This window comes from Streptomyces sp. NPDC057939, assembly GCF_042887545.1.
Classification (GTDB): Bacteria; Actinomycetota; Actinomycetes; order Streptomycetales; family Streptomycetaceae; genus Streptomyces.
Genome location: NZ_JBHVPG010000014.1, coordinates 43,402 through 63,997, shown reverse-complemented (window position 1 = coordinate 63,997; position 20,596 = coordinate 43,402). Strand labels below are relative to the sequence as shown.

The following is a 20,596-nucleotide window of genomic DNA, read 5'->3' as shown; positions in this document are numbered from 1 at the left end:
AGTGCGTGCCGGACGCCGCGAGGCAGACGGGAGTTCGACGACAGGTCCTAGGGGGACTGTTCGGGGAACGGCCTGTGGGGCGTGCCCGGTTCCGCGGCCAGGCGGCGCTCCAGCCGGGCGATGGCGGCCCGCACCCCGTTGCCGTACCCGTCGTCGGACAGGGCTCCGGTGGCCGCGCGGGCCCGCGCCAGGTGCACCCGGGCCGCCTCGGGGCGCCGGAGCTTGACGTAGTCGGCCGCCAGGCTCAGGTGCAACGAGGGGTAGAAGACGCGCACCGCCCGCTGCGGCTCGCGGCACCCCGGCCCGTCCCCGGGGCGCCGGGCGGGGAGCACCTCACCCGCCCGGCCCGCCGGACCGTCGGTCGTGGGTCCGTCGGGCACGGGTCCGTCGGCGGTGAGTCCGTCGGCGGCGGTGAGGGCGCGCAGGTCCCAGGCCAGTTCGTCGGCGGGGTCGTCCTGTGCGTCGGCCATGTAGTGCGCCAGGGTGCACCGGTGGAGGGAGTCGCCGTCCTCGCCGATCTCGGTCCAGATCTCCCCGAGCCGGTTGCGGGCCTCCTCGCGGTCGCCGGCGTGCAGCAGGATGACCGCTTGGCCGATCCTCGTCATGACGGCGTCCTCCGACGCCTCCTGCTGCTCCGTCAACGCGGCCTCCGGCTTGCTCCGCAGACCTGGTACGGCCTGATCACAAGAAGCTAACCGGAGGCACCCCCTCTGGCGCCGAGGCGCGGGGTGGCGTCAGCCCAGGTCGGGGATGCGCCAGTCGATCGGCTCATGGCCCTGGGCGGAGACGGCCTCGTTGATCTGCGTGAAGGGCCGCGAGCCGAAGAACTTCTTGGCGGACAGCGGCGAGGGGTGCGCGCCCTTGACGATGACGTGCCGCTCCTCGTCGATGAGCGGGATCTTCTTCTGGGCGTAGGCGCCCCAGAGGACGAAGACGACGGGGTCGGGGCGCTCGGACACCGCGCGGATCACGGCGTCGGTGAACTTCTCCCAGCCCTTGCCCTTGTGCGAGTTGGGCTCGGCCTCGCGGACGGTGAGGACGGCGTTGAGGAGCAGGACGCCCTGCTGGGCCCACGGCATCAGGTACCCGTTGTCGGGGACGGGGAGGCCGAGCTCCTCCTTCATCTCCTTGTAGATGTTGCGCAGCGAGGGCGGGGTCCTGACCCCGGGCTGCACGGAGAAGCACAGGCCGTGGCCCTGGCCGGCGCCGTGGTAGGGGTCCTGGCCGAGCACCAGGACCTTCACCTTGTCGAACGGAGTGGCCTCCAGGGCCGCGAAGACCTGCTCGCGGGGCGGGTAGACCGGCCCGTTCGCCCTTTCCTTCTCGACGAACTCGGTGAGTTCCTTGAAGTAGGGCTGCTCCAGCTCCCCGCCGAGAGGGGGGAGCCAGGACTCGGGCAGCATCTGGGTCACGTCGACAACCTCCGGTACAAGTTCGTGCAACTGCTCAAGAACCTACCGGGGGCCACTGACATCGACGTGATCCGGATGCCCGTCCTGTCTGCTACCAGCTGGTCTTGCGGTACAGCTCCCACATCTGCATGGCGGTCTGCGGGTCGAGGGCCCGCTCCGCGCCGGCGATGTCCTCGCGGGCGCCGACGTACAGCTTGCCCTGCCACAGGGGCAGCAGGCGGACGTCCTGGGCGAAGATCTGCTGGGCGCGCTCGAACTCCTTGACGCCGGCCGAGCGGTCGCCCTCGCGGCGGGACTTGGGCAGGACCTCGTTGAGGACGTCGGCCGGCTCGTACGGGGTGCCGACCGCGTTCTCCTTGCCGACGAACGGCGCGATGAAGTTGTCCGGGTCCGGGAAGTCGGGGAACCAACCGCGGCCGAAGACCGGGTACTCGCGGTTCTTGTAGCCCTCCTGGAACTCCTTCCAGGGCTTGCCGCGCAGGGTGACGCGGAAGAGGTTGGTCTCGTCCAGTTGGCGCTTGATCTCGGTGAACTCGTCCGCGGTCGAGGCGCCGTAGCGGTCCGTGGTGTACCAGAACGTCAGGTCGACCGGCTGGGTGATCCCGCCGTCCTTGAGGATCTTCTTGGCCTTGTTGACGTCCGGCTGGCCGTACAGGTCGTAGAACGGCGTCTTGTGGCCGACGACGCCCTTGGGGACCATCGAGTACAGCGGTTCGGCCGTGCCCTGGTAGACCTTGGAGACGATCGCGCCGCGGTCGAGGATCTGGGCGATGGCCTGGCGCACCGGCAGCTTGTTGACCTGCGGGTCCTGGGGGTTGAAGACCAGGTAGCGGATCTCGGCGCCGACGTTCTCGACGACCTGGACGCCCGCGTTGTGGGACTCGGGGGTCTGGAGGTCCTTGATCTCCGCGGCGGACAGGCCTCGGTAGGTCGCGTCGATCTCCTTGCCCTTGAGCGCGGCGACCATCTTCTTTGAGTCGGAGAAGTAGCGGATCGTCACGCCGTCGTTCCGACGGTCCGCGAAGCCCGAGTAGGTCTCGTTGCGGCCGAGGACGGCCTCGCCGCCCTCCTTGTACGAGTCGAGGACGTAGGGGCCGGAGCCGGTGATCCTGCCGTCGTCCCGCACCTTGTCGGCGGGGTACTCACCGGGCGCGACGAGCGAGGCGGCCGGGGAGCCGAGCACGTACGGGAAGGTCGCGTCGGAGGCCTTCAGGTGGAAGACGACGGTGAGGGCGTCCGGGGTCTCGATCTTGTCCAGGCTGTTGAAGAGGCCGCTGGGCCCGAACTTGTGGTTGATCTTCCGGATGCGGTCGAGGGAGTGCTTGACGGCCTTGGCGTCGAGCGTCTCGCCGTTGGAGAACTTGAGTCCCTTGCGCAGGGTGCAGCGGTAGGACTGGTTCGCCGAGTCGGTGAACTCGCAGTTCTGGGCGGCGTCCGGCTGGGGCCTGGTGCTGCCCGTGGGGAACGCCAGAAGGGTCTGGTAGATGTTCCGGTACAGCTCCCAGGAACCGTCCCAGGCGGCGGCGGGGTCGAGGTTGCTCGGCGCACTCGTCGTGCCGACGACGATCCTCTTCGCCTCGCCACCACCCTCGTCCGAGAACAGACCGCACCCGGCGAGCAGGGATATGGACGCAAGGGCCGCAGTGATCCGCAGGCATCTGGTCCGGTTGAACACGTGCACGCTCCTCGATCAGCCAGGGATGCGGCAGACCCTACCGCAGTGCATCACAAATCCAAGGGGTAGGTTTCGTGAGGCACTTGACCGATTACATGCACATTCGGTACGCATTTGCCTCCTCGGGGGAGGCAAATGCGTCCGAATATCGGTCAGCCGACTCCGGCATTGAGGAAGATTCCTCCGTCAACGACGAGAGTTTGTCCTGTGATCCATTCCGCTTGTGCAGATGTGAGGAATGCGGCGGCCCCTCCGATGTCCTCCGGCACGCCGAGCCGGCCGAGCGGATAGGCGGCCGCGGCCTCCTGCTCCCGGCCCTCGTAGAGCGCCTGCGCGAACTTCGTCTTCACGACGGCCGGGGCGATCGAGTTCACCCTGACCTGCGGGGCCATCTCGTGCGCGAGCTGCAGGGTGAGGTTGACCATGGCGGCCTTGCTCATCCCGTAGGCCCCGATGAAGGGCGAGGCGGAGACGCCCGCGATGGAGGCGATGTTCACGATCGCGCCGCCGTTGTCCTTCTGCCAGGCGTGCCAGGTGCGCTGGGCGAAGCCGAGGGCGGAGATCACGTTGGTTTCGAACACCTTGCGCGCGACCCCGAGGTCGAGGTCCGCGATCGGCCCGAAGACCGGATTGGTGCCGGCGTTGTTGATCAGGAAGTCGCAGCGGCCGAAGGCCTCCATGGCGCGCTCCACGGCGACGGCCTGGTGGGCCTCGTCGTGCGCCTTGCCCGCCACGCCGATCACCCGGTCCGCGCCGAGGCGCTCGACGGCCTCCTTGAGCGCGTCCTCGTTGCGTCCCGTGATGCAGACCCGGTCGCCGCGGGCGACCAGCGCCTCGGCGATCCCGTATCCGATGCCCCGGCTCGCGCCGGTGACCAGCGCTGCCTTGCCGCTGTCGATGCCGTTGTAGGTCATGACGTACGCCCTGTCTCTCGTGAGCCGGTCAGTTGAGGGGGCCGCCGGCCACGTACAGGACCTGGCCGGAGACGAAGCCCGCGGCCTCGCCGGTGAAGAAGGCGATGGCGTTGGCGATGTCGTCCGGGCGGCCGACGCGCTGCACCGGGATCTGGGAGGCGGCGGCGGTCTGGAACTCCTCGAAGCCCATGCCGATCCGGGCGGCCGTCTGCGCGGTCATCTCGGTCACGATGAAACCGGGGGCGACGGCGTTGGCGGTCACGCCGAACTTGCCGAGCTCGAAGGCCAGGGTCTTCGTGAAGCCCTGCAGACCGGCCTTGGCGGCCGCGTAGTTGGCCTGGCCCCGGTTGCCGAGGGCGGAGCTGCTGGAGAGGTTCACGATGCGGCCGAACTTGGCCTCCACCATGTACTTCTGACAGGCCCGCGCCATCAGGAACGCACCGCGCAGGTGCACGTTCATGACCGTGTCCCAGTCGGTGTCGCTCATCTTGAAGAGGAGGTTGTCGCGGAGCACGCCCGCGTTGTTGACCAGGACGGTCGGGGCGCCGAGGGTGCTCGCGACGCGCTCGACGGCCGCCTCCACCTGGGCGCTGTCGGACACGTCGCAGCCGACCGCGAGGGCCTTGCCGCCGGCCGCCGTGATCGCCTCCACGGTGTCCTTGCAGGCCGCCTCGTCGAGGTCGAGTACGGCGACCGCGCGGCCCTCGGCGGCCAGACGCAGGGCGGTGGCCGCGCCGATGCCCCGGGCCGCCCCGGTCACGATCGCCACGCGCTGCTCGGTGGTGGACATGCTGGATCTCCTCGCCGTCGAGAAACGGCCGCCCGGAGGTGAGCAACCGCTTAGTAGCTTCAGCTGAGGAGACGCTAGGAGGCATGGCACCCGGTGTCAACGGGGGCCCTCCCGGCGCGCGGCGCGCGCCGCGCGCGGGCGGTTCCCCGCCCGGGGCCCCGGGCGGTTTCCACGGGCGGCACCGGGAGGGGAACGGGCGGGCTCCGGGCGGGCCGGTCAGCGGACCAGCAGGTCAAGGAGGCGCTCCACCTCCGCCTCCGGGTCGGCCGTCAGGCCGGTGTGCACCGGCCCGGGCTGGACGACCGTGCTGCGGGGGGCGATCAGCCAGCGGAACCGTCGCCCCGCGTCGTTGTCCGCCGCCTGCCCGGCCCGTTCCCCGCCCGCGCAGATCCCCTCGACCCCGTACAGGGCCGCCCGGACGCCGGCCACGTCGGCCTCCGGGTCGAGGACGAGGAGCTTCGCCTCGTCGAGGTGGATGCGGGCGGCCACGTACGAGCGCGCCCGGCAGTAGACGATGACGCCGGCGTTGAAACACTCGCCGCGCTCCATCCTGGGCACCACGCGCACCAGCGCGTACTCGAACACGTCCCGCTCGGTCACTCGTCGTCGCTCGTCTTCTTGTTGATCTTGTGGGGCCATTCGGGGAGGTGGTCGGTGAGCCAGCCGGGCGGACCCGTCGGAGCCTTCACCTCCGCCTCCAACGAGATCCTCTCGTGGATCGTGGCCGCGCGCGGCAGCAGCGCCTCCACGTAGGCGCGCCGGACCGCGTCCGCGGTGTCGAAGCCGGGCTCGTCGACGAGCCACTCGTCCGGGACGTCGGCGGCGACCTCGGTGAGCAGTTCCTCGGTCACCCGCGGGGCGAGTTCGGCGGCGGCCGCGGCGATGTCCGGGCCGACGGGGGCCAGGACGTGGTCGGAGGCGTTGTAGGGCTTGGCCGCCGCGGCCGGGGCGGTGGGCCAGTTGTGCTGCCAGATCATGGTGGCGCCGTGGTCGATGAGCCACAGGTCCCCGTGCCAGACCAGCAGGTTGGGGTTGCGCCAGGACCGGTCGACGTTGTTGATCAGGGCGTCGAACCAGACCACGCGTCCCGCCTCGACGGGATCCGCCCGGTAGGCGAGCGGGTCGAACCCGATCGAGCCGGGGAGGTAGTCCATGCCGAGGTTCAGGCCGCCGCTGGCCTTCAGCAGCTCCTGGACCTCCTGGTCCGGCTCGCCGAGCCCGATGACGGGGTCCAACTGCATCTGCACCAGGCGCGGGACGCGCAGGCCCAGCCGTTGGGCGAGGCGTCCGCAGATGACCTCGGCCACCAGGGTCTTGCGTCCCTGTCCGGCGCCGGTGAACTTCATGACGTAGGTACCGAGGTCGTCGGCCTCGACGATTCCCGGGAGCGAGCCGCCCTCACGCAGGGGCGTGACGTAGCGGGTCGCAATCACTTCTGTGAGCATTTTCCCAGGCTATCCGGCGAGGCGGATTCACCATCCAAGGTTTTCCCCGGCGCCGTCGCCCACCGGATCAGGCCGGGTCCGGGAGGGCCCGGCAGGACGGTGCGGGCGATCCCACCGTCCGGGTCGACGCGCGTCCGCGGCGGGGCGCCGTCGCACTCGTCGTCGCACTCGTCGTCGCGGGCGCGGGCGCGGTCTGGGCCCTGGGCGGGGAGGTCGGGCTGGACGTCTCGTCCGGTAAGCGGCTCGCGTCCGAACGACCGGCCCGGTTCGTGGCCGGAGGGCTCTGGGGCGTGGGCTTCCTGTGCCTGATCGGCACCGTGGTGGCCCTGGGCCTGCGCAGGCGCGGTGTGCGCGGGCCCGCGTGGCGCGGCCTGCGACTCCTCGGACCGGCCATCTCCCTGCTGCTACTGGTTCGCGGCCTCCTCGTCGAAGTGCTGCTCATCGCCGGTGTCCCCGCCGTCGGAGGGGTCAGCGCCACCCAGAGGTTCTGGACGCTCACCGTGTGGAACCCCTGGTTCGTCCTCGGTGGAGTGCTGTTCGGGCTCGCCACGAGGGGCTTCGCCAAGGGCATGACGGACCGCCGGCGGACGGGCGGCCCCGGTGTCGCTCCGGCGGCGGCCACCGGAAGCAATTCGGCTGAAATCAGCCCTCCTTCGGGCAGAGCGGCCATAGCCTCGGAACATGACCACGACCAGTGACACGACGTACGAGTTCCGGATCGCCGGGCCCGCGGACACCGGGGCCATCGAAGGCATCGACGGCTCCTTCACCACCGCCACCGTCTTCTCCGTGACCGTGACCGGCGAGGGCTTCGCCCTTCGCGAGGTGCCGGTGGATCCGCCGCTGGTCAAGGTGTTCCCGGAGGACGACGGCAGTGACGGCGCGGCGGGCGACGAGGACGGGGAGGACCCCGCCGACGGCGACAGCCGGACGTTCGTGGCCGTCGCCGCCGACGGCGGACTCGCCGGCTTCGCCGAGGTCTCGTACTCCCCGTGGAACCGGCGGCTGACCATCGAGGACATCGAGGTCGCCCCGGACCACCGGGGCCGGGGCCTCGGACGGGCGTTGATGGGACACGCGGTGGACTTCGCGCGCGAACGGGGCGCCGGGCACGTCTGGTTGGAGGTGACCAACATCAACGCCCCGGCCATCCACGCGTACCGGCGCCTCGGCTTCGCCTTCTGCGGACTGGACACCAGCCTCTACCAGGGGACCGAATCCGAGGGCGAGCACGCCCTCTACATGAGCATGCCCTGCCCCTGAGCGGCCAGGACGCGGACGACCGAGGGGCCGGGACCGGCGCCGGCGCGCTCCACGACCGTGGCCGTCAGCAGCCAGGCCGCGGCCCCCTCCGGCCCGGCCGGCGGCGCGTACCACTCCACGCGCGCGTCGAGCAGCCGGTCCCCGGTCCGCGCGCGTTCGGCGTACCAGCTCCGGAACGGTTCGGTGCGCCACACGGTCAGCGGCACCGCCCGCTCGCCCCCGGTGCGCACGGCTCCCGGCCCGACCTCCCGCAGGGCGGCCCGGGCCGCGCCGGACAGCGTCCGCTCGACCGGCACGCCCAGGGACTCGGCGAAGTGGAGCAGGTAGTCCATGCGTTCGGCCTCCGGCGGTGTCCCGAGGACCGCGCGGCCCGAGTCGCACCAGGCACCCCATTTGATGTTGGAGACCAGTCCGGGCAGCCGGGCCATGTCCCGCGGGATCCAGAACAGGATCACGTCGCAGCGGCGCATGGCGTCCTCCTCCCAGGCCACCTGGTCGGGGTACTCCGGGTAGCCGTCGCCCGGCGCCGGCTCGGGCAGGAACACCACCAGGCGCCCGGCACGGGACCAGCCGGACCGGAGCGCCTCGACGGCGTCCGGGCGCCACGACGGCGCGGCGGGATCGGCGGGGGTGGGGCCGCACAGGTAGACGGCGGCCGCCCAGGACTCCGGCGGCTCCTGGCCGACGTGGACGACCCGTACCTCCGGCCGCCCGGGCGCGGGGGCGGCGACGGAGGCGGGTGCGGCGGGTTCATGGGACACGGGGCGCTCCTGGGTGGTTCGGGGGCAGGGTGGCGAGGAAGTCCAGCAGTACGGCGTTGAAGGCCTCGGGCCGTTCCAGGAAGCCGAGGTGTCCGGCGTCCGGCAGTTCCGTGTAGTGGGCCCCGGGAATCGCGCGGGCGACCTCGCGGCCCAGAGGCGCGGGCGCCAGCACGTCGTCGGCGAACCCCACGATGTGCACGGGCAGGCCGATCCGGCCGTAGTCGGCGAGCCGGTCACGGACGGGGGCGCCCGGCCGGAGGGCGGCGGATCCACCGGTCAGCGCGGCGATTTCGAACAAGTCGAGCCATTGTGCGGTCGCCTCCTCGTCGGCCAGGGTGCGGGGAGAGAGGTTGTGCACGAGGCCGACGAAGGCCTCGTACTCCGGTGGCGGCCGGACACCCGCCGCGAGGTACGCGGCCTCGGCCCGTGCCAGGGCCTCCCCCACCACGTCGGGACGGCCGCGCGTCGCCGCGAGCAGCGCCCCGCTCGCCAGGTGCGGGGCGGTCAGGAGCAGCTCCTGGACGGCGAGGGCGCCCAGCGAGTGGCCGATCAGCGGGCAGGCCGGCAGTGCGAGTTGTTCCATCAACTCGCGGATGACGAAGGCGAGTTCGTGTGGTCCCGTGGTCGCGGGCCCGTGGTCGAAGGTGACCGGTCGGCGGCCCGACGCGGTCAGTGCGGGTACCTGGTGGTGCTCCCATATCCGTCCGCCGCCGCCCGCGCCCGCGACCAGCACCACCGGAGGCCCGTCCGTCCCGTGCAGGGTGTAGGCCGTGCCCGCGGGCGTGCGTCCCGTCGTCCGCGCGGAGCATTCCGGGCTTCCCGGGCCCGGCCGGTGGCCGCTCACGCCGCCATCCTGCGCAGCGCCGTCTCCACCCAGGCCGCGCGGCCGGTGTCGATGCCGCGCAGCGCGACGTGGACCCACAGGAAGTCGGCCCGCGCCAGGACGTGGGCCCGCATGCCGTCGCGCACCTCGCCGCCCGCCGCCCGGTAGGCCTCCAGGAGCCGGTCGAGGACGTCGGTGCCGCCCGCGTACAGCATGTCGACGAAGTCGACCGCGGGATCGCCGACATCGGCGTTGGCCCAGTCCAGGAGGCCGGACAGGGACGGCGGGCCGGACGGTGGGCGCACCACGAGGGTGTGGCCGGGGTGCACGTCGCCGTGGACGAGCGTCAGCCTCTCGGGCCACAGGCGGTCGTCGTCCAGCCAGGCCTGCCAGCGGCGCAGGCCGCCCGCCGGGAGGGGTAGTTCGGCACGGGCCCGGGCGAGCCGGTCCGCGATGCGGGAACGGACCGCTTCGGCGTCCCGGTCCGGCCGCGCGCGGCCCGGCAGGAGGGTGATGTCCGGCGGGGTGGTGTGCACGGCGACGAGGGCCCGGGCGAGCGGCTCCAGGTAGTGGCCGGGGTGGGCCAGCGGGTCCGTGGACCAGTCGTAGACGAGGGTGTCCGGGTCCTCGGTGCCGGCCGGCTCGCCGGGCAGCCGGGGGTAGGCGACCAGGTCCGCCGTGTGCAGGCGCCAGTGCGGGACCGGCACGGGCATCCGGTCGCGTACGGCGGCCAGCACGGCCCCCTCGAAGGCGAGCCGCTCGGCGGCTTCGGGCCGGCGGGGCTGCCGCAGGATCCACCAGGCTCCGTCGGCCGCGCGGATGTGGGTGACCCGGAAGTCCCAACCGCTGTCGTCGGCGCGGGCGGTGGCGGGGTCGAGGCGCAGGCCCAGGCTCCGGGAGGCGTACGCGGCGAGGCCGGTCGGGTCGGCGACCCCCGGGGCGCCCGCCGGGGCGCTCATCGGCCCGCCCCGGTGGCGGGCAGGTGCCCGTCCCCGGTGGCCGGTGGGTGCCCGTCCGCAGTGGCGGGCAGGTGCCGCTCCGCGGTGGCGGCGGGCAGACCGCTCCCGGTGGCGGGCAGGTGCCCGTCCCCGGTGGCGGGGAGGTCGTCCCCGGTGGGCGGCAGGTGGCGGTTCCTGGTGGCGGTGCGGTCCACCTTGCCGGTGTGGGTGCGCTCCAGCTCCGCGACCGGCATCAGCAGGCTGGGCACCAGGTGCGGGGCGGCGGTCGCGGCCAGCCGTGCGCGGACGCCGTTCGCCACCCCGTCGGGGTCGTGGTCGGGCAGCGGCACGAAGAAGGCGGCCAACGTGGTGTGTTCCGCCCGGTCCACCCGGGCGGCCGCCACCTCCCGCACCCCCTCGCAGCTCCCGACGAGGGCCTCCACCTCGACCAGGTCCACCCGGTGGCCGCGGATCTTGACCTGGTGGTCGGAGCGGCCCCGGAACACCAGGGCGCCCCCGGGTGCCACGGACACCAGGTCCCCGGTGCGGTACCAGCGGATGCCCGCGTGTTCGGCGAACCGGGCCGCCGTCGCGCCGGGGGCGTCGTGGTAGCCGAGGGCCAGTCCGGGGCCGGACACGTACAGTTCGCCCGATTCGTCGACGCGCTGGCCGACGTGCGGCAGGGGCAGTCCGATGGGCAGGTCTCCGCCGGTCCCGGGCAGTTCGGGGGCGTCCGGCCCGGCCAGTTGCACGGCGTGGGTGACCAGCGCCGTCTCGGTGGACCCGTACGTGTTGAGCAGGCGCACGCCGTCGGCGCCGAGGCGCCGCCAGCGCTCCAGCATGTCGCGGCGCACCGCCTCTCCCCCGATCACCACCGTGCGCAGCGACGGGGGCAGGCCCGCGCCCCCGTGCAGCAGGTCACCGGTCAGGCCGTGCCAGAAACCGGTCGGCAGCACCGCGACGGTGACCTCCTGGTCCTCGGCGACCTGGGCGAAGCCCTCGCGCGCCGCGTCGTCGACGACGAGGCCGGCGCCGGCCGTGAGGGTGGGGAGGATCTCCTCCAGGCTGGTGTCGCCGCCGGCGCCGTGGAAGTGCAGCACGGTGGAGTCCGGGCCGATGCCGTACAGGGTGCGCAGCGGCGGCACCACCGCGGCCAGGGCTCCGTGCGGCACCACGACCCCCTTGGGCACGCCGGTGGATCCCGAGGTGAACAACACGTACGCCGGGTCCTCGGGCCGTACGCCGGGGTCGGGGAGCGGGTCGGCCGCGAGGGGGGTCGGGCCGGCGGGCGCCCAGCGGGGCCGGATCACCTTCGCGACGGGCGGCTGCCAGCCGCCGTCCGCGGTCGCCACGGCCTCGTGGACCCCGAGCCGGTCCAGGATCGACTCCAGCCGGGGTGCGGGGTGTTCCGCCTCGAGTGGCACGTAGGCGCGGCCCGCCGCGAGGACGCCCAGCAGGGCCGCCACGTCGCGGGCCGAGTGGTGCACGACGACCCCGACCGGTGGTTGCGGGCCCCCGGTGCGGGGCTCGACGGAGCGGGCCACGTCCAGCACCCAGGCGGCGAGGGTGCCGTAGCCGATCACGAGTCCGTTGTCGATCACGGCCGGGCGGCCCGGATCCGTACGCGCCGTCCTGAAGAACGGTTTCAGGAAATAGATTCCGGAGGACTGCATTGTGAATTCCCTCGTCCTGATGGAATATGGGCGGGTGCGAATTGTTGTGGAACACGATCTGAAAATACCCATGCGCGACGGCACCTTATTGAGCGCCGACCTCTACCGGCCGGATATCCCCGATCCGGTGCCGGTCCTGGTGCGTCGGACGCCCTACGGGAAATCCGGCAGCCCGGGGGGCGCCTCCGTCGACGGCCTGCGCCTGGTCCGTTCCGGGTACGCCCTGCTGGTGCAGGACGTGCGCGGCCGGTTCGACTCCGGCGGGACCTTCGAGCCGTACTGGCACGAGGCCGCGGACGGCGCGGACACGGTCGCGTGGGCCGTGGGGCAGCCGTGGTGCGACGGCTCGGCGGGGCTGTTCGGCCGCTCGTACGAGGCGATGGCCGCTCTGCTCGCCGCGGCCGAACGCCCGCCCGGCCTCGGGGCCATCGCCCCGCACGTGGCAGGATCGGGCTTCGACGAGGGCTGGACCCGCCAGGGCGGGGCTTTCCAGCTGGGCTTCGTCCTGTACTGGGTGCTGTACGACCTGCTGCTGGAGGGGGCCGGACTGACCGGGTCCGATCTGGCCGAGGTGACCCGTGCCGTCGACGGGATCGACGAGCTCTACCGTGACCCCGACGCCGCCTCGGAGCTCCTGGACCGGCTGGCCCCGTACCACCGGCGGTGGCGCGAGCACCCCGGCGGCCACCCGTACTGGCGGCGCGCGGCGCCCCGCGCCTCGTATCCGGCGATCGAGGTCCCGGCGCTCCATCTCACCGGCTGGTACGACATATTCCTGGCCGGCGCCCTGGAGAATTACCGGGGAATTCGAGAATGCGGAGTTCCGTCGCGACTCGTGGTCGGACCGTGGTCCCATTGCGTCACCGGCGGGATATTCCCGCAGCGCCGCTACGGTACGGCCGCCGACGAACGCAGCATCGACGTCACCGGGCTGCACCTGGACCATTTCGACCGCCATCTGCGGGGGCTCGGGGACAGCGGTCCGGAGCCGGACCGGGTGCGGCTGTTCGTGACCGGCGCCGACGAGTGGCGCACCTTCCCGGACTGGCCCGTGCCCGGCACCGGGGAGCTGGTCCTGCACCTCCGGGGCCGGGGCCTGACCTCCGGTCCGGCCCCGCGGGTCCCGGGGGCCGACCGGCTCCGGCACGACCCGACCGACCCCGTGCCCACCACCGGCGGGGCCACCGCCCTGCCCGGCCAGTTCACCGGCGGTGACTGCGGTCCGCTGGACCAGCGTGAGGTGGAGCGGCGCGCCGACGTCCTGTGCTTCACCGGTGGGCCGCTCACCGCGCCGCTGACCGTCGTCGGCGACACCTTCCTGAAGGTGTACGTGACCCCGGACGCCGCGGGCGCCGACGTGACGGGCAAGCTCGTCGACGTCCACCCCGACGGCCGGGCCGAGCTGCTGTGCGACGGCGTGCGCCGGCTGCCTCCGGGAGCGGACGCGGCGTCCGCTCCCGGAGGGCCCGTCGAGGTCACCGTCGAACTGGGCGCGGTCTGCCACGTGTTCCGGGCGGGCCACCGGATACGCCTGGAGGTCGCGGCGAGCAACACCCCGCGCTTCGACGTCCATCCGTCGGTCCTCGCCCACCACACCGTCCACCACGGCGGCGACCATCCCTCACGCCTGCTGCTGCGGAGGCTGCCCGGCGGCTGACGAGGGGCCCGGGCCGGCGGCGTCGGGGTGGAAGACCGAGAGGTCGGCCACCTTCTCGATCCGTCGGCCCGCCTCCCAGTGCGCCCGCCGCAGTCGGCGCAGTTGGGCGCCGGTCAGCCTGGTGCTGTGCTGCGGGATCGACCGGACCATCCGGGCCCGTTTGGCCGGTCCGGGGTAGCGGTCGCGGACCCGGTAGGGGTCGTTGAGCAGGTGGTGGGCGGTGCCGGTGTGGAACGCGGCCTTGAGCAGGGCGTAGTAGGCCGCCGCGGCCACGCCCTTGTCGCGGGCGCAGTGCACCAGCGTGCGCGAGGCCTCGAACACCCGCCACACGACGGGTACCGCCGGTGTGGTGAACACGCCGGTCTCCTGGGCGATGCCCTCGCCGACGCCGTACCGGAAGTAGCTGCGCATGTTGGCGAAGCCGTGCTGGGCGTCGTGGAAGATCCGCGCCTTCGGCAGGTACACGACGGGGATCCCCGCGAGCTGGAGCCGGAAGTCGAACTCCCGGTCCTCGCACCAGTGGATCAGCTCGTCGAAGTGGTAGCCGCCGATGTGGTCGACGATGTCCCGGTTGTAGATCAGCGGCGGGGACAGCGCGCTGACGTAGTCCCCCTCGTCGAACTCCCTCACCCGGGCGGTCAGTTTGCTGAGCAGACCGTCCGATTCGCCGTACACCACCTGCCCCTTCACCACCGGTTCGGTGAGCACCGCGCGGACCATGGCGCGGACCACCCCCGGGGCGAAGGTGCAGTCGGAGTCCATCAGCAGCAGGTACTGCCGGTCCGTGGCGGCCGCCCCCGCGTTGTAGGCGGCGCCCAGGTTGCCGACGTCCTCGATCTCGGTGACGGTCAGCGGGCGGGGGTGGTCGGCGATCAGTTTCAGTACCGCGTCGCTGGGCCCGTTGAGCGCCAGGACGATCTCCACGTCCTCCTCGATCGACGCGATGCAGTCGGCGATCCGCAGGTCGTCGCGCAGGGCGATGACCACGGCGGTCCGGGCGATGCCCTTGTCGACCGCCGCCTCGTCCACCATGTCGGTGGCCATTGCTGTTCTCCCTCGTCAACTCGTGTGCGTACGGGGTTCCCGCCGCGCGTGCGCGGTCACGGGGACGCGGCCTCGAACCGCAGGGGCAGGGCGCGCAGGGCTCGTTCGGCGATGGCCTCGGCCTCCGCCGGCCGCTCGGCGTGGGCGATCACCCCGGCCAGTACCTCGGCTCCGCCGCGGTAGGGCGGGACCACCGTGCCGGGGGTCAGGTCGAGGCCCCAGAACACGTCGTGCACGCCGGTGCGGCGGGTGACGTCCCGGGGGTCGCCCACCCACTCGACGACGCCGCCGTCCGCCGGGACGAAGCGCTGCACCACCGCCCGCAGCTGCCGGGGGGCCAGTTCGGCCGGTCGCAGGGGTTGGCCCAGGGCCAGTCGGACCACGTTGGGCAGCGGGTCCACCCCGGTGGCCAGCCGCATCACCTCGGTGGCGATCCGGGCGCCGGTCAGCCGGCAGGTGATCTCCAGGAGGATCACCCGTCCGTCGTGGGTGCGCAGGACATCGGTGTTGATCACCGCCGGGTCCAGGCGCAGGGCGCGCGCCCCGCGCCGGACCGTGTCGGTCACCTCCTCGATCTGCTCCGGGGTCAGCCGGCTGGGCAGCGTGTCGCCGCCCTCGAAGAAGTGGGGGGCGAACTCCTCCTTGCGCCCGTACTCCCGGTCCGCGAACCCGAAGCGGTGCAGTTCCCCGTCGACCATGAAGGCCGCGAGGGTGTGTTCGGTGCCCTCCAGGAACTCCTCGATGACGATCCGGCCGCCCGGGCTGAGCCGCAGGGCCTCCTCGGCCAGGGTGCGGAGCTGCCCGGCGCCCTCCACCTTCAGCACGCCCAGCGAGCCGGTCTGGTCGCTGGGTTTGATGACGACCGGCAGGCCGATGTCGGCGGCCGCCCGGACCGCCTCGCCGACGCTCTCGGCGGTGGCGAACCGGGGCAGGTCGAGCCCGGCGGCGCGCAGGATCCTCAGCCGCCGGTCCTTGAGCGTGCAGTCGAGGGCCGTCTCCAGGGGCAGCCCCGGGCAGCGGAACCGCCGGGCGAGCACGCTGATCACCGGCGGGTTGTCCGCGCCCAGCGAGAACACCCCGTCGATGCGGTCGATGCCGGCCGCCGACAGCTCCGCGAGGACCGCCACGGCGTCGTTCGGGTCGCACACGAGCAGGCGGTCCGCGGCGGCCCGGGCCCGGTCCGTCGGATGGTCGGTGACCACGACCAGTTCCCGGCGGGGCGAACGCAGTTCGATCAGGGAACGGTCCATGCCGGAGCCGAGCCCGCAGACCAGCAGGCGGTCAGTCATGACCGCCTCCCTCCGGGCCCACCGCGATCGGGGCCGCGGCGGGCGCGGCGCCCAGGCCGAGCACCTGGAACACCTCCGCGTGCCCCGATCCGGCCGAGACCGCGCCCCGGTATCGGGCCAGTCCGCGAATGCCCTCGTCCCAGGCGGCGTGCCGCAGCTGGGAGACGTACGCGCGCATCGCCTCGACCTTGGTCTCGATCTGCCCGTCGATCTCCTCGACGTACTGGAAGCGCGCCATCGGCGCCCACACCTCGTAGCCGAGCACCAGCCGGGGTGCCGGGCTGGGCGGGCCGCCCGCTTCGTGGAAGAACTCGGACTGGGCCATCCACAAAGCTTCGAGGGTGAGTTGGTGCACCATGCGGTGCTCGACGTCGTCGTCGTTGTCGTGCGGGAGGTACACCACCTGGGGCCGCACCTCCCGCAGGACCCGGACGAGGTCCAGGTGGACCCGGCGGGAGAGGACGAAGTCCCGCGAGGGCTCGTCGAAGCGGATGCAGCGGTGCACGCCCAGGGCCTTGGCGGCGGCCTCGGTCTCGGCCGCGAACTCGGCGTCACCGACCGCGTCGTCGAGGGCGCTGCGCTCGCGGCCGATGACGATGACGACCGTCACCCGGGCGCCGTCCCGCACGTGCTTGGCGATGGACCCGCCGCATCCGATCACGTCGTCGTCGGGGTGCGGCGCGACCACGAGGACGTCGGTGACGCCCGTCACGCGTCGGCTCCCGGCAGTTCGCCCGCCCAGCGTGCCCAGCTGCCGGTCAGCAGGGTCGCCTCGGCGAAGGAGGTGCGCGCCGTGAAGCCCAGGATCCGGCGGGCCTTGTCGTGGTCGGCGCGGGCTGTCGAGCGGTACAGCTCCAGCTCCCAGTCGGCGACCGGCTCACCGGCGGCAGCCGTGTCACCGGCCGGCGTCGGAGGACCGTCGAGGCCGCGCAGCGTGCGGACGGCGTCGAAGAAGGTGCCCCAGCGGAGCTCCTCGGGGTGGCCGACGAGGAAGCGTTCGCCGGCGGCCGCCCCGGTGTCCACGGCCAGGAGTACGGCTTCGGCCAGGTCGTCGACGTACACGGCGTTGCACACGCCCCCACCCCCGCCCGTCGGGAGTTGCGTGAAGTCGCCCTCTGCCCGCTCCAGTTGGACCGTGGTCCACTGGCCGCCCCACGGGCCGTGGACGACGCCCGGCTGGAGGACCACCGTTTCCAGGCCGTCGCCGTGGGCGTCCAGGACGAGCCGCTCCGCGGCGAGCTTCTGCTGCTCGTACTCGCGGTCGGCGGCGTCGGCCGGACGCGCCGGGGAGTCCTCGGTCAGGGCGCCGGTGACGGCCGGGTCGTAGACGTCGATGGTGCTGAGGTGCACGACGCGGCGGACGCCGGCGGCGCGGGCGGCCGCCAGGACGTTCGCGGTGCCCCGGACGGAGGCGTCCCAACGGTCGGACTCGTCGCCGGAGCTGCCGAACGCGCAGTGGACGACGGTGTCACAGCCCTCGAAGGCGGTCCGGAGCGTGTCGGGGTCCAACAGGTCTCCCCGGCGGAACTCCAGCCGGTCCTGCGGCAGGACGGACAACCGCGCGGCCCGGCCGAAGCCGCGGACCACGGGTCGGACGCGGGCCTCGGTGCCGAGGACCAGCCGCTCGACGAGCCTGCCGCCGATGAACCCGCTCGCGCCGGTGACCGCCACGGTGCGGCCGGTCAGCGCGGGGCTCGCGCCGGCGGCGCCGTCGTCGCGCGTGGTCCACGGCTGCGCGGACGGTGTGCGGGCGGCGCCGCCGTAGCAGTCCTGGATCAGCCGGACGACGTGCACGCCGTCCTGTGCGGTGGAGTGGACGGGAGCGGCTCCGCGCACGGCGGCGGCGAAGTTGGCGAGCTGCTCGGTGAAGAGCAGCTCCCACTCGTCCTGCGCCGGGGCGACGGCCTCGACGTCGCCCCGGTGCAGCTCCTTCCCGTCGGCGGTGATCAGGGTGCACTCCCCCGCCGGGAAGTCGGTGCCGATGGTGACGGTGGCCCTGGTTCCGGTGACCTTGCAGCTGATGCCGAGGTCGCGCAGTCGGCTGAAGTCGCAGTGGGCGTCGACGGCGCCGAAGCGCAGGTGGACGGAGGCGTCCGTCTCCACCCCGCCGAGGGAGTTGTCCTCGTGGCGGACCACTTCGACCTCGGGGCCGAACCACCACAGCAGGGTGTCGAAGACGTGGGAGGCGGTGTCGGTGAGCACGCCACCGCCCGCGAGGCGCCGGTCGAACATCGACCAGGAGACGGGCTCGTGGGCGTAGGGGTGGCCCTCCGACCAGTCGACGCGGACCACCTCGCCGAGCTCGCCGTCGTCGATGAGCCGCTTGACCCAGGCGTAGGCGGGGAAGAGCCGCCTCGGGTGGGCCATGGCCAGCACCGGAGCGCCGGCGGCCGCGGCGGCTGCCGCCAGGCCCTCGGCGTCCTCGACGGTGGTGGTCATGGGCTTCTCCAGCAGGACGTGCTTGCCGGCAGCCAGCAGCGCCCGCACGATCGGCGCGTGCAGGGTGTGCGGGGCCACGACCACGGCGGCATCGAAGGCGTCGGCGACCTCGGCCGGGTCGGCGGCGAGGACCACCGCGTCGGCGTCGGTGCCGCCGAGTTCGCGGTACAGGGCGAGGGCGGCCTCGGCCTGGCGGGGGTCGTGGTCGATGAGCGCGGTCAGCCGCACCTCGCCCTTGAGCGGGGGCAGGGCGGGCAGGTGGCAGCCACGGGCGGCGGCGCCGCACCCGATGATCGCGAGGCGTACGGGAGGCATGGGTCTCTCCTGGATTCGTCGAAGGGGTGTGACAGGGAGGGGTGTCCCGGAGGGAAGGTGACCCGGCGGGACGTGCGGGGCGGGTCGGGCCCCGTCACCGGGTGTCGGGGCCGGCGGGGTGGTGGACCCACACGTTGGGCTCGACGTAGGTGCCGTGGCCGTCCTCGGTGACGCGCAGCGGCGCCAGGGCGCCGGGCAGCAGGTGGTCCCCCGGTCCGGGCAACGGATGCCCGAGGAACTCCGCCCATCGGGACACCGGCTGACGGATCACCAAGGACCGCTCCGCGATGCCCAGTTGCCGGGCCCCGAGGTCGAAGTGGGTGCGCAACCAGGGATCGAAACAGCGCCCGTCGGGCCGACGCCAGGCCGCGTACTCACCGATCGGGATCAACGGGTAGCGCGGCTTGCGGGTGGGTCGCACCGGGATGACCACCCCGCGGGGGGCGTCGGTCGCGGCCCGCCGCCGGACCTCGGTGAGCAGTCGTTCCGCATGCCCCTCGGCCCGGTGGTCGGGATCCACCGACACGGACAGCATGCACACGGCGTCGGGCCGGTCCGGCGGGGCGTGGTCGACGCCCGCCACCAGGGCGTCGTCACTGCCGGACGGCAGCGAGGAGGCGCTGCCGTCCCAGCGGACCGGCAGCCCGTTGGCGGCCGCGACCAGGCGCCCGTCCCCGTCCACCAGGCAGAGCTGATGGGCGGGGTAGCGGTCGTACATGCCGTGCCAGCGCCAGTTGCCGGGGGACTCCCAGCTCATGAAGGCCGGCATGTTGGCGCCGATGAGGGCGTCCACCTCGGGCAGCAGCCACGGGTCCCGGGACAGGTCGGTCAGGGTGGTGGGCACCCGCGCGTCAGCCCAGCAGCCGGGTGTCGGCCGTGGCCCGCATCTCGCGGGAGCGGCGCAGGTCGGCCGTGACGCACACGCGCTTGAGCCAGCGGTCGGTGCCGTCGTAGCGTGCCTGGAACGGCAGCCGGCCGTGCACCGCGCGGTGGTTGTCGATGAAGAGGACGTCGCCCCGGTCCGCGACGACCTCCCGCATCCCGGCGTCCACGACCTTGAACAGCGCGTCGTAGGCGCGCCGCGCCTCGGTGTCCTCCTCGGGCACGGAGGTGAAGTACGGGTCCAGGCGCATGTACGGGTCCAGGCGGGAGCCGTAGAGCAGCGGCGCGAGCGGCCGCTCGTCGATCATCCGCTGGATGGTGGCGAAGCGGGCCGCCTCCTCGGCGGAGGCGATCGTGTTGTTCTTCGGCAGGTGCGATTCGTCGGGGGCGATGTGGAAGCGGGGTTCGAAGAGGATGTCGATGTCCTCGACGGACAGCGAGGACAGGTCGAGTTCGCCGACCGTGGTGGGCACGTGGTCGGGGTTGCGCAGCGCGCCGAGGATCAGGTAGTCGCTGCGGTAGGGGTGGAAGGCGTCCTCGGTGTGCCAGGTGAGCAGTTCCTTGCTGCCCATCCCGAGCTGGTCGTTCTCGTGCCGGCGGATCGGGAAGATGTCGTGCACGAGGTGGCCGTCCTGCTGGGTGGCCCATCCGAAGGGCTCGCCGAGCAGCGCCGAGTAGAGCATGAGCAGCAGCTCCTCGGGGAACTCGGGGCCGGGCCGGCCGCGGCCCCGCCAGTGGTCGGGGGTGGGGCCGATCCGCTGCTGGTCGAAGTCGTGCCCGCTGATCACGGTGTGGCCCTGGCGGTCGGCCAGCTTGAACTCGCGCAGGAACCGCTGCACGCCTTCGGGCAGCCGGGCGGCGAGCCGCGGCAGGTCGCGCAGTAGCACGGGGTCGCCGAAGGACGGGTAGTGGGCGGCCAGTTCGAGGCCGAGTTCCGCGATGGCGGAGGCCTCGTCGGGCGTCAGGGTGTAGCCGGGCGTGGACTGGTCGGTGAGGTTCGACATGCCAACTCTCGCTGAGTGGTCGGGATGGGTTGCTGCCCGCGGGCGGCCGGAGCCGGACGCGCGGGCCCTCGGGGTGGTGCGGGCCCTCAAGTGGGGGTCCTCAAGTGCGGGCCCTCGGGTGGTGGGTGCCGTCCGGTGACACGGGTTGCCCGCGACGCGGACGGCCGGTGGTGTGGACGGGCCGCGGTGTGGACGGGCCGCGGTGTGGGTGGTCCGCCGTGTGTGGGTGGTCCGCCGTGTGGGTGGCCGATCGCTCGGTGGTCGGGTGACGC

20 protein-coding genes are annotated in these 20,596 nt (G+C 73.0%); 3 read left to right on the top strand and 17 right to left on the bottom strand.

Annotated features, from left to right (window positions below):
* Positions 1 to 47: 47 nt before the first annotated feature.
* The 7 genes from ACFVS6_RS17935 to ACFVS6_RS17905 all read right to left on the bottom strand — a co-directional run bounded on the left by ACFVS6_RS17935 (position 48) and on the right by ACFVS6_RS17905 (position 6,236).
* The gene (locus ACFVS6_RS17935) at positions 48 to 641 is read right to left on the bottom strand and encodes a hypothetical protein (RefSeq protein WP_389704796.1); all 594 of its coding nucleotides are present in this window, start codon (positions 639 to 641) and stop codon (positions 48 to 50) included.
* A gap of 93 nt (positions 642 to 734) precedes the next feature.
* Complete coding sequence (locus ACFVS6_RS17930) at positions 735 to 1,403, bottom strand: uracil-DNA glycosylase (RefSeq protein WP_389704927.1); 669 nt, start codon at positions 1,401 to 1,403, stop codon at positions 735 to 737.
* A 100-nt stretch (positions 1,404 to 1,503) separates the two neighbouring features.
* Positions 1,504 to 3,087, bottom strand: a complete 1,584-nt coding sequence (locus ACFVS6_RS17925) for an ABC transporter substrate-binding protein (RefSeq protein WP_389704795.1) — start codon at positions 3,085 to 3,087, stop codon at positions 1,504 to 1,506.
* Positions 3,088 to 3,239: 152 nt separating this feature from the next.
* Positions 3,240 to 4,001 carry an SDR family oxidoreductase gene (locus tag ACFVS6_RS17920; RefSeq protein WP_385571680.1) on the bottom strand — a complete coding sequence of 254 codons (762 nt, stop codon included), beginning with the start codon at positions 3,999 to 4,001 and terminating at the stop codon, positions 3,240 to 3,242.
* A 28-nt stretch (positions 4,002 to 4,029) separates the two neighbouring features.
* Positions 4,030 to 4,791 (bottom strand): 3-oxoacyl-ACP reductase FabG, encoded by a 762-nt coding sequence (fabG, locus tag ACFVS6_RS17915; RefSeq protein WP_389704794.1) that lies wholly within the window; start codon positions 4,789 to 4,791, stop codon positions 4,030 to 4,032.
* Positions 4,792 to 5,007: 216 nt separating this feature from the next.
* Positions 5,008 to 5,391 carry a DUF3037 domain-containing protein gene (locus ACFVS6_RS17910; protein WP_389704792.1) on the bottom strand — a complete coding sequence of 128 codons (384 nt, stop codon included), beginning with the start codon at positions 5,389 to 5,391 and terminating at the stop codon, positions 5,008 to 5,010.
* Positions 5,388 to 6,236, bottom strand: coding sequence for a HipA family kinase (locus tag ACFVS6_RS17905; protein ID WP_389704790.1), 849 nt, complete (start codon positions 6,234 to 6,236; stop codon positions 5,388 to 5,390). The genes ACFVS6_RS17910 and ACFVS6_RS17905 overlap by 4 nt, the downstream gene beginning before the upstream one ends.
* A gap of 11 nt (positions 6,237 to 6,247) precedes the next feature.
* Here ACFVS6_RS17905 and ACFVS6_RS17900 point away from each other — a divergent pair, with 11 nt between their 5' ends.
* Together ACFVS6_RS17900 and ACFVS6_RS17895 are read left to right on the top strand one after the other, a co-directional pair.
* Complete coding sequence (locus tag ACFVS6_RS17900; protein ID WP_389704925.1) at positions 6,248 to 6,934, top strand: DUF3995 domain-containing protein; 687 nt, start codon at positions 6,248 to 6,250, stop codon at positions 6,932 to 6,934.
* Positions 6,918 to 7,499 carry a GNAT family N-acetyltransferase gene (locus ACFVS6_RS17895; RefSeq protein WP_389704788.1) on the top strand — a complete coding sequence of 194 codons (582 nt, stop codon included), beginning with the start codon at positions 6,918 to 6,920 and terminating at the stop codon, positions 7,497 to 7,499. The genes ACFVS6_RS17900 and ACFVS6_RS17895 overlap by 17 nt, the downstream gene beginning before the upstream one ends.
* Here the strand turns inward: ACFVS6_RS17895 and ACFVS6_RS17890 are convergent.
* Genes ACFVS6_RS17890 through ACFVS6_RS17875 form a run of 4 tightly spaced genes read right to left on the bottom strand, consistent with a single transcriptional unit; the run spans position 7,475 to position 11,694 of the window.
* A complete protein-coding gene (locus ACFVS6_RS17890; RefSeq protein WP_389704787.1) occupies positions 7,475 to 8,260 on the bottom strand; it encodes a nucleoside 2-deoxyribosyltransferase domain-containing protein in 786 nt (261 codons plus the stop codon). The two genes, ACFVS6_RS17895 and ACFVS6_RS17890, sit on opposite strands and share 25 nt — an antisense overlap.
* Entirely contained in the window at positions 8,250 to 9,104 is an 855-nt protein-coding gene (locus ACFVS6_RS17885) for an alpha/beta fold hydrolase (protein WP_389704785.1), read from the bottom strand. The genes ACFVS6_RS17890 and ACFVS6_RS17885 overlap by 11 nt, the downstream gene beginning before the upstream one ends.
* Positions 9,101 to 10,042 carry a macrolide 2'-phosphotransferase gene (locus ACFVS6_RS17880; RefSeq protein WP_389704783.1) on the bottom strand — a complete coding sequence of 314 codons (942 nt, stop codon included), beginning with the start codon at positions 10,040 to 10,042 and terminating at the stop codon, positions 9,101 to 9,103. The genes ACFVS6_RS17885 and ACFVS6_RS17880 overlap by 4 nt, the downstream gene beginning before the upstream one ends.
* Entirely contained in the window at positions 10,039 to 11,694 is a 1,656-nt protein-coding gene (locus ACFVS6_RS17875; protein WP_389704782.1) for an AMP-binding protein, read from the bottom strand. The genes ACFVS6_RS17880 and ACFVS6_RS17875 overlap by 4 nt, the downstream gene beginning before the upstream one ends.
* Positions 11,695 to 11,764: 70 nt before the next feature.
* Here ACFVS6_RS17875 and ACFVS6_RS17870 point away from each other — a divergent pair, with 70 nt between their 5' ends.
* Positions 11,765 to 13,351 (top strand): CocE/NonD family hydrolase, encoded by a 1,587-nt coding sequence (locus tag ACFVS6_RS17870; protein ID WP_389704780.1) that lies wholly within the window; start codon positions 11,765 to 11,767, stop codon positions 13,349 to 13,351.
* Here the strand turns inward: ACFVS6_RS17870 and ACFVS6_RS17865 are convergent.
* The 6 genes from ACFVS6_RS17865 to vioC all read right to left on the bottom strand — a co-directional run bounded on the left by ACFVS6_RS17865 (position 13,316) and on the right by vioC (position 20,324).
* Positions 13,316 to 14,395 carry a glycosyltransferase gene (locus ACFVS6_RS17865; protein WP_389704778.1) on the bottom strand — a complete coding sequence of 360 codons (1,080 nt, stop codon included), beginning with the start codon at positions 14,393 to 14,395 and terminating at the stop codon, positions 13,316 to 13,318. The genes ACFVS6_RS17870 and ACFVS6_RS17865 overlap by 36 nt on opposite strands.
* 56 nt (positions 14,396 to 14,451) lie before the next feature.
* On the bottom strand, positions 14,452 to 15,684 hold the full coding sequence (locus ACFVS6_RS17860; RefSeq protein ID WP_389704777.1) for an acetyl-CoA carboxylase biotin carboxylase subunit family protein: 1,233 nt from the start codon (positions 15,682 to 15,684) through the stop codon (positions 14,452 to 14,454).
* Positions 15,677 to 16,396: a PIG-L deacetylase family protein gene (locus ACFVS6_RS17855; protein WP_389704775.1), complete on the bottom strand. Its 720-nt coding sequence runs from the start codon at positions 16,394 to 16,396 to the stop codon at positions 15,677 to 15,679. Before ACFVS6_RS17855 ends, ACFVS6_RS17860 begins: the two co-directional genes overlap by 8 nt.
* The gene (locus ACFVS6_RS17850; protein ID WP_389704773.1) at positions 16,393 to 18,438 is read right to left on the bottom strand and encodes an NAD-dependent epimerase/dehydratase family protein; all 2,046 of its coding nucleotides are present in this window, start codon (positions 18,436 to 18,438) and stop codon (positions 16,393 to 16,395) included. Before ACFVS6_RS17850 ends, ACFVS6_RS17855 begins: the two co-directional genes overlap by 4 nt.
* Positions 18,439 to 18,532: 94 nt before the next feature.
* The gene (locus tag ACFVS6_RS17845) at positions 18,533 to 19,282 is read right to left on the bottom strand and encodes a hypothetical protein (protein WP_389704772.1); all 750 of its coding nucleotides are present in this window, start codon (positions 19,280 to 19,282) and stop codon (positions 18,533 to 18,535) included.
* A gap of 7 nt (positions 19,283 to 19,289) precedes the next feature.
* Entirely contained in the window at positions 19,290 to 20,324 is a 1,035-nt protein-coding gene (gene vioC / locus ACFVS6_RS17840; RefSeq protein ID WP_389704770.1) for an arginine beta-hydroxylase, Fe(II)/alpha-ketoglutarate-dependent, read from the bottom strand.
* Positions 20,325 to 20,596: the final 272 nt, after the last annotated feature.

What these genes read in the sequence shown, in the direction of transcription:
- ACFVS6_RS17930 (WP_389704927.1), bottom strand. Translation starts at nt 1,403, where the DNA reads ATGCTGCCCGAGTCCTGGCTCCCCCCTCTCGGCGGGGAGCTGGAGCAG.
- ACFVS6_RS17920 (WP_385571680.1), bottom strand. Translation starts at nt 4,001, where the DNA reads ATGACCTACAACGGCATCGACAGCGGCAAGGCAGCGCTGGTCACCGGC.
- fabG (WP_389704794.1), bottom strand. Translation starts at nt 4,791, where the DNA reads ATGTCCACCACCGAGCAGCGCGTGGCGATCGTGACCGGGGCGGCCCGG.
- ACFVS6_RS17905 (WP_389704790.1), bottom strand. Translation starts at nt 6,236, where the DNA reads ATGCTCACAGAAGTGATTGCGACCCGCTACGTCACGCCCCTGCGTGAG.
- ACFVS6_RS17895 (WP_389704788.1), top strand. Translation starts at nt 6,918, where the DNA reads ATGACCACGACCAGTGACACGACGTACGAGTTCCGGATCGCCGGGCCC.
- ACFVS6_RS17880 (WP_389704783.1), bottom strand. Translation starts at nt 10,042, where the DNA reads ATGAGCGCCCCGGCGGGCGCCCCGGGGGTCGCCGACCCGACCGGCCTC.
- ACFVS6_RS17875 (WP_389704782.1), bottom strand. Translation starts at nt 11,694, where the DNA reads ATGCAGTCCTCCGGAATCTATTTCCTGAAACCGTTCTTCAGGACGGCG.
- ACFVS6_RS17870 (WP_389704780.1), top strand. Translation starts at nt 11,765, where the DNA reads ATGCGCGACGGCACCTTATTGAGCGCCGACCTCTACCGGCCGGATATC.
- ACFVS6_RS17865 (WP_389704778.1), bottom strand. Translation starts at nt 14,395, where the DNA reads ATGGCCACCGACATGGTGGACGAGGCGGCGGTCGACAAGGGCATCGCC.
- ACFVS6_RS17860 (WP_389704777.1), bottom strand. Translation starts at nt 15,684, where the DNA reads ATGACTGACCGCCTGCTGGTCTGCGGGCTCGGCTCCGGCATGGACCGT.
- ACFVS6_RS17850 (WP_389704773.1), bottom strand. Translation starts at nt 18,438, where the DNA reads ATGCCTCCCGTACGCCTCGCGATCATCGGGTGCGGCGCCGCCGCCCGT.
- vioC (WP_389704770.1), bottom strand. Translation starts at nt 20,324, where the DNA reads ATGTCGAACCTCACCGACCAGTCCACGCCCGGCTACACCCTGACGCCC.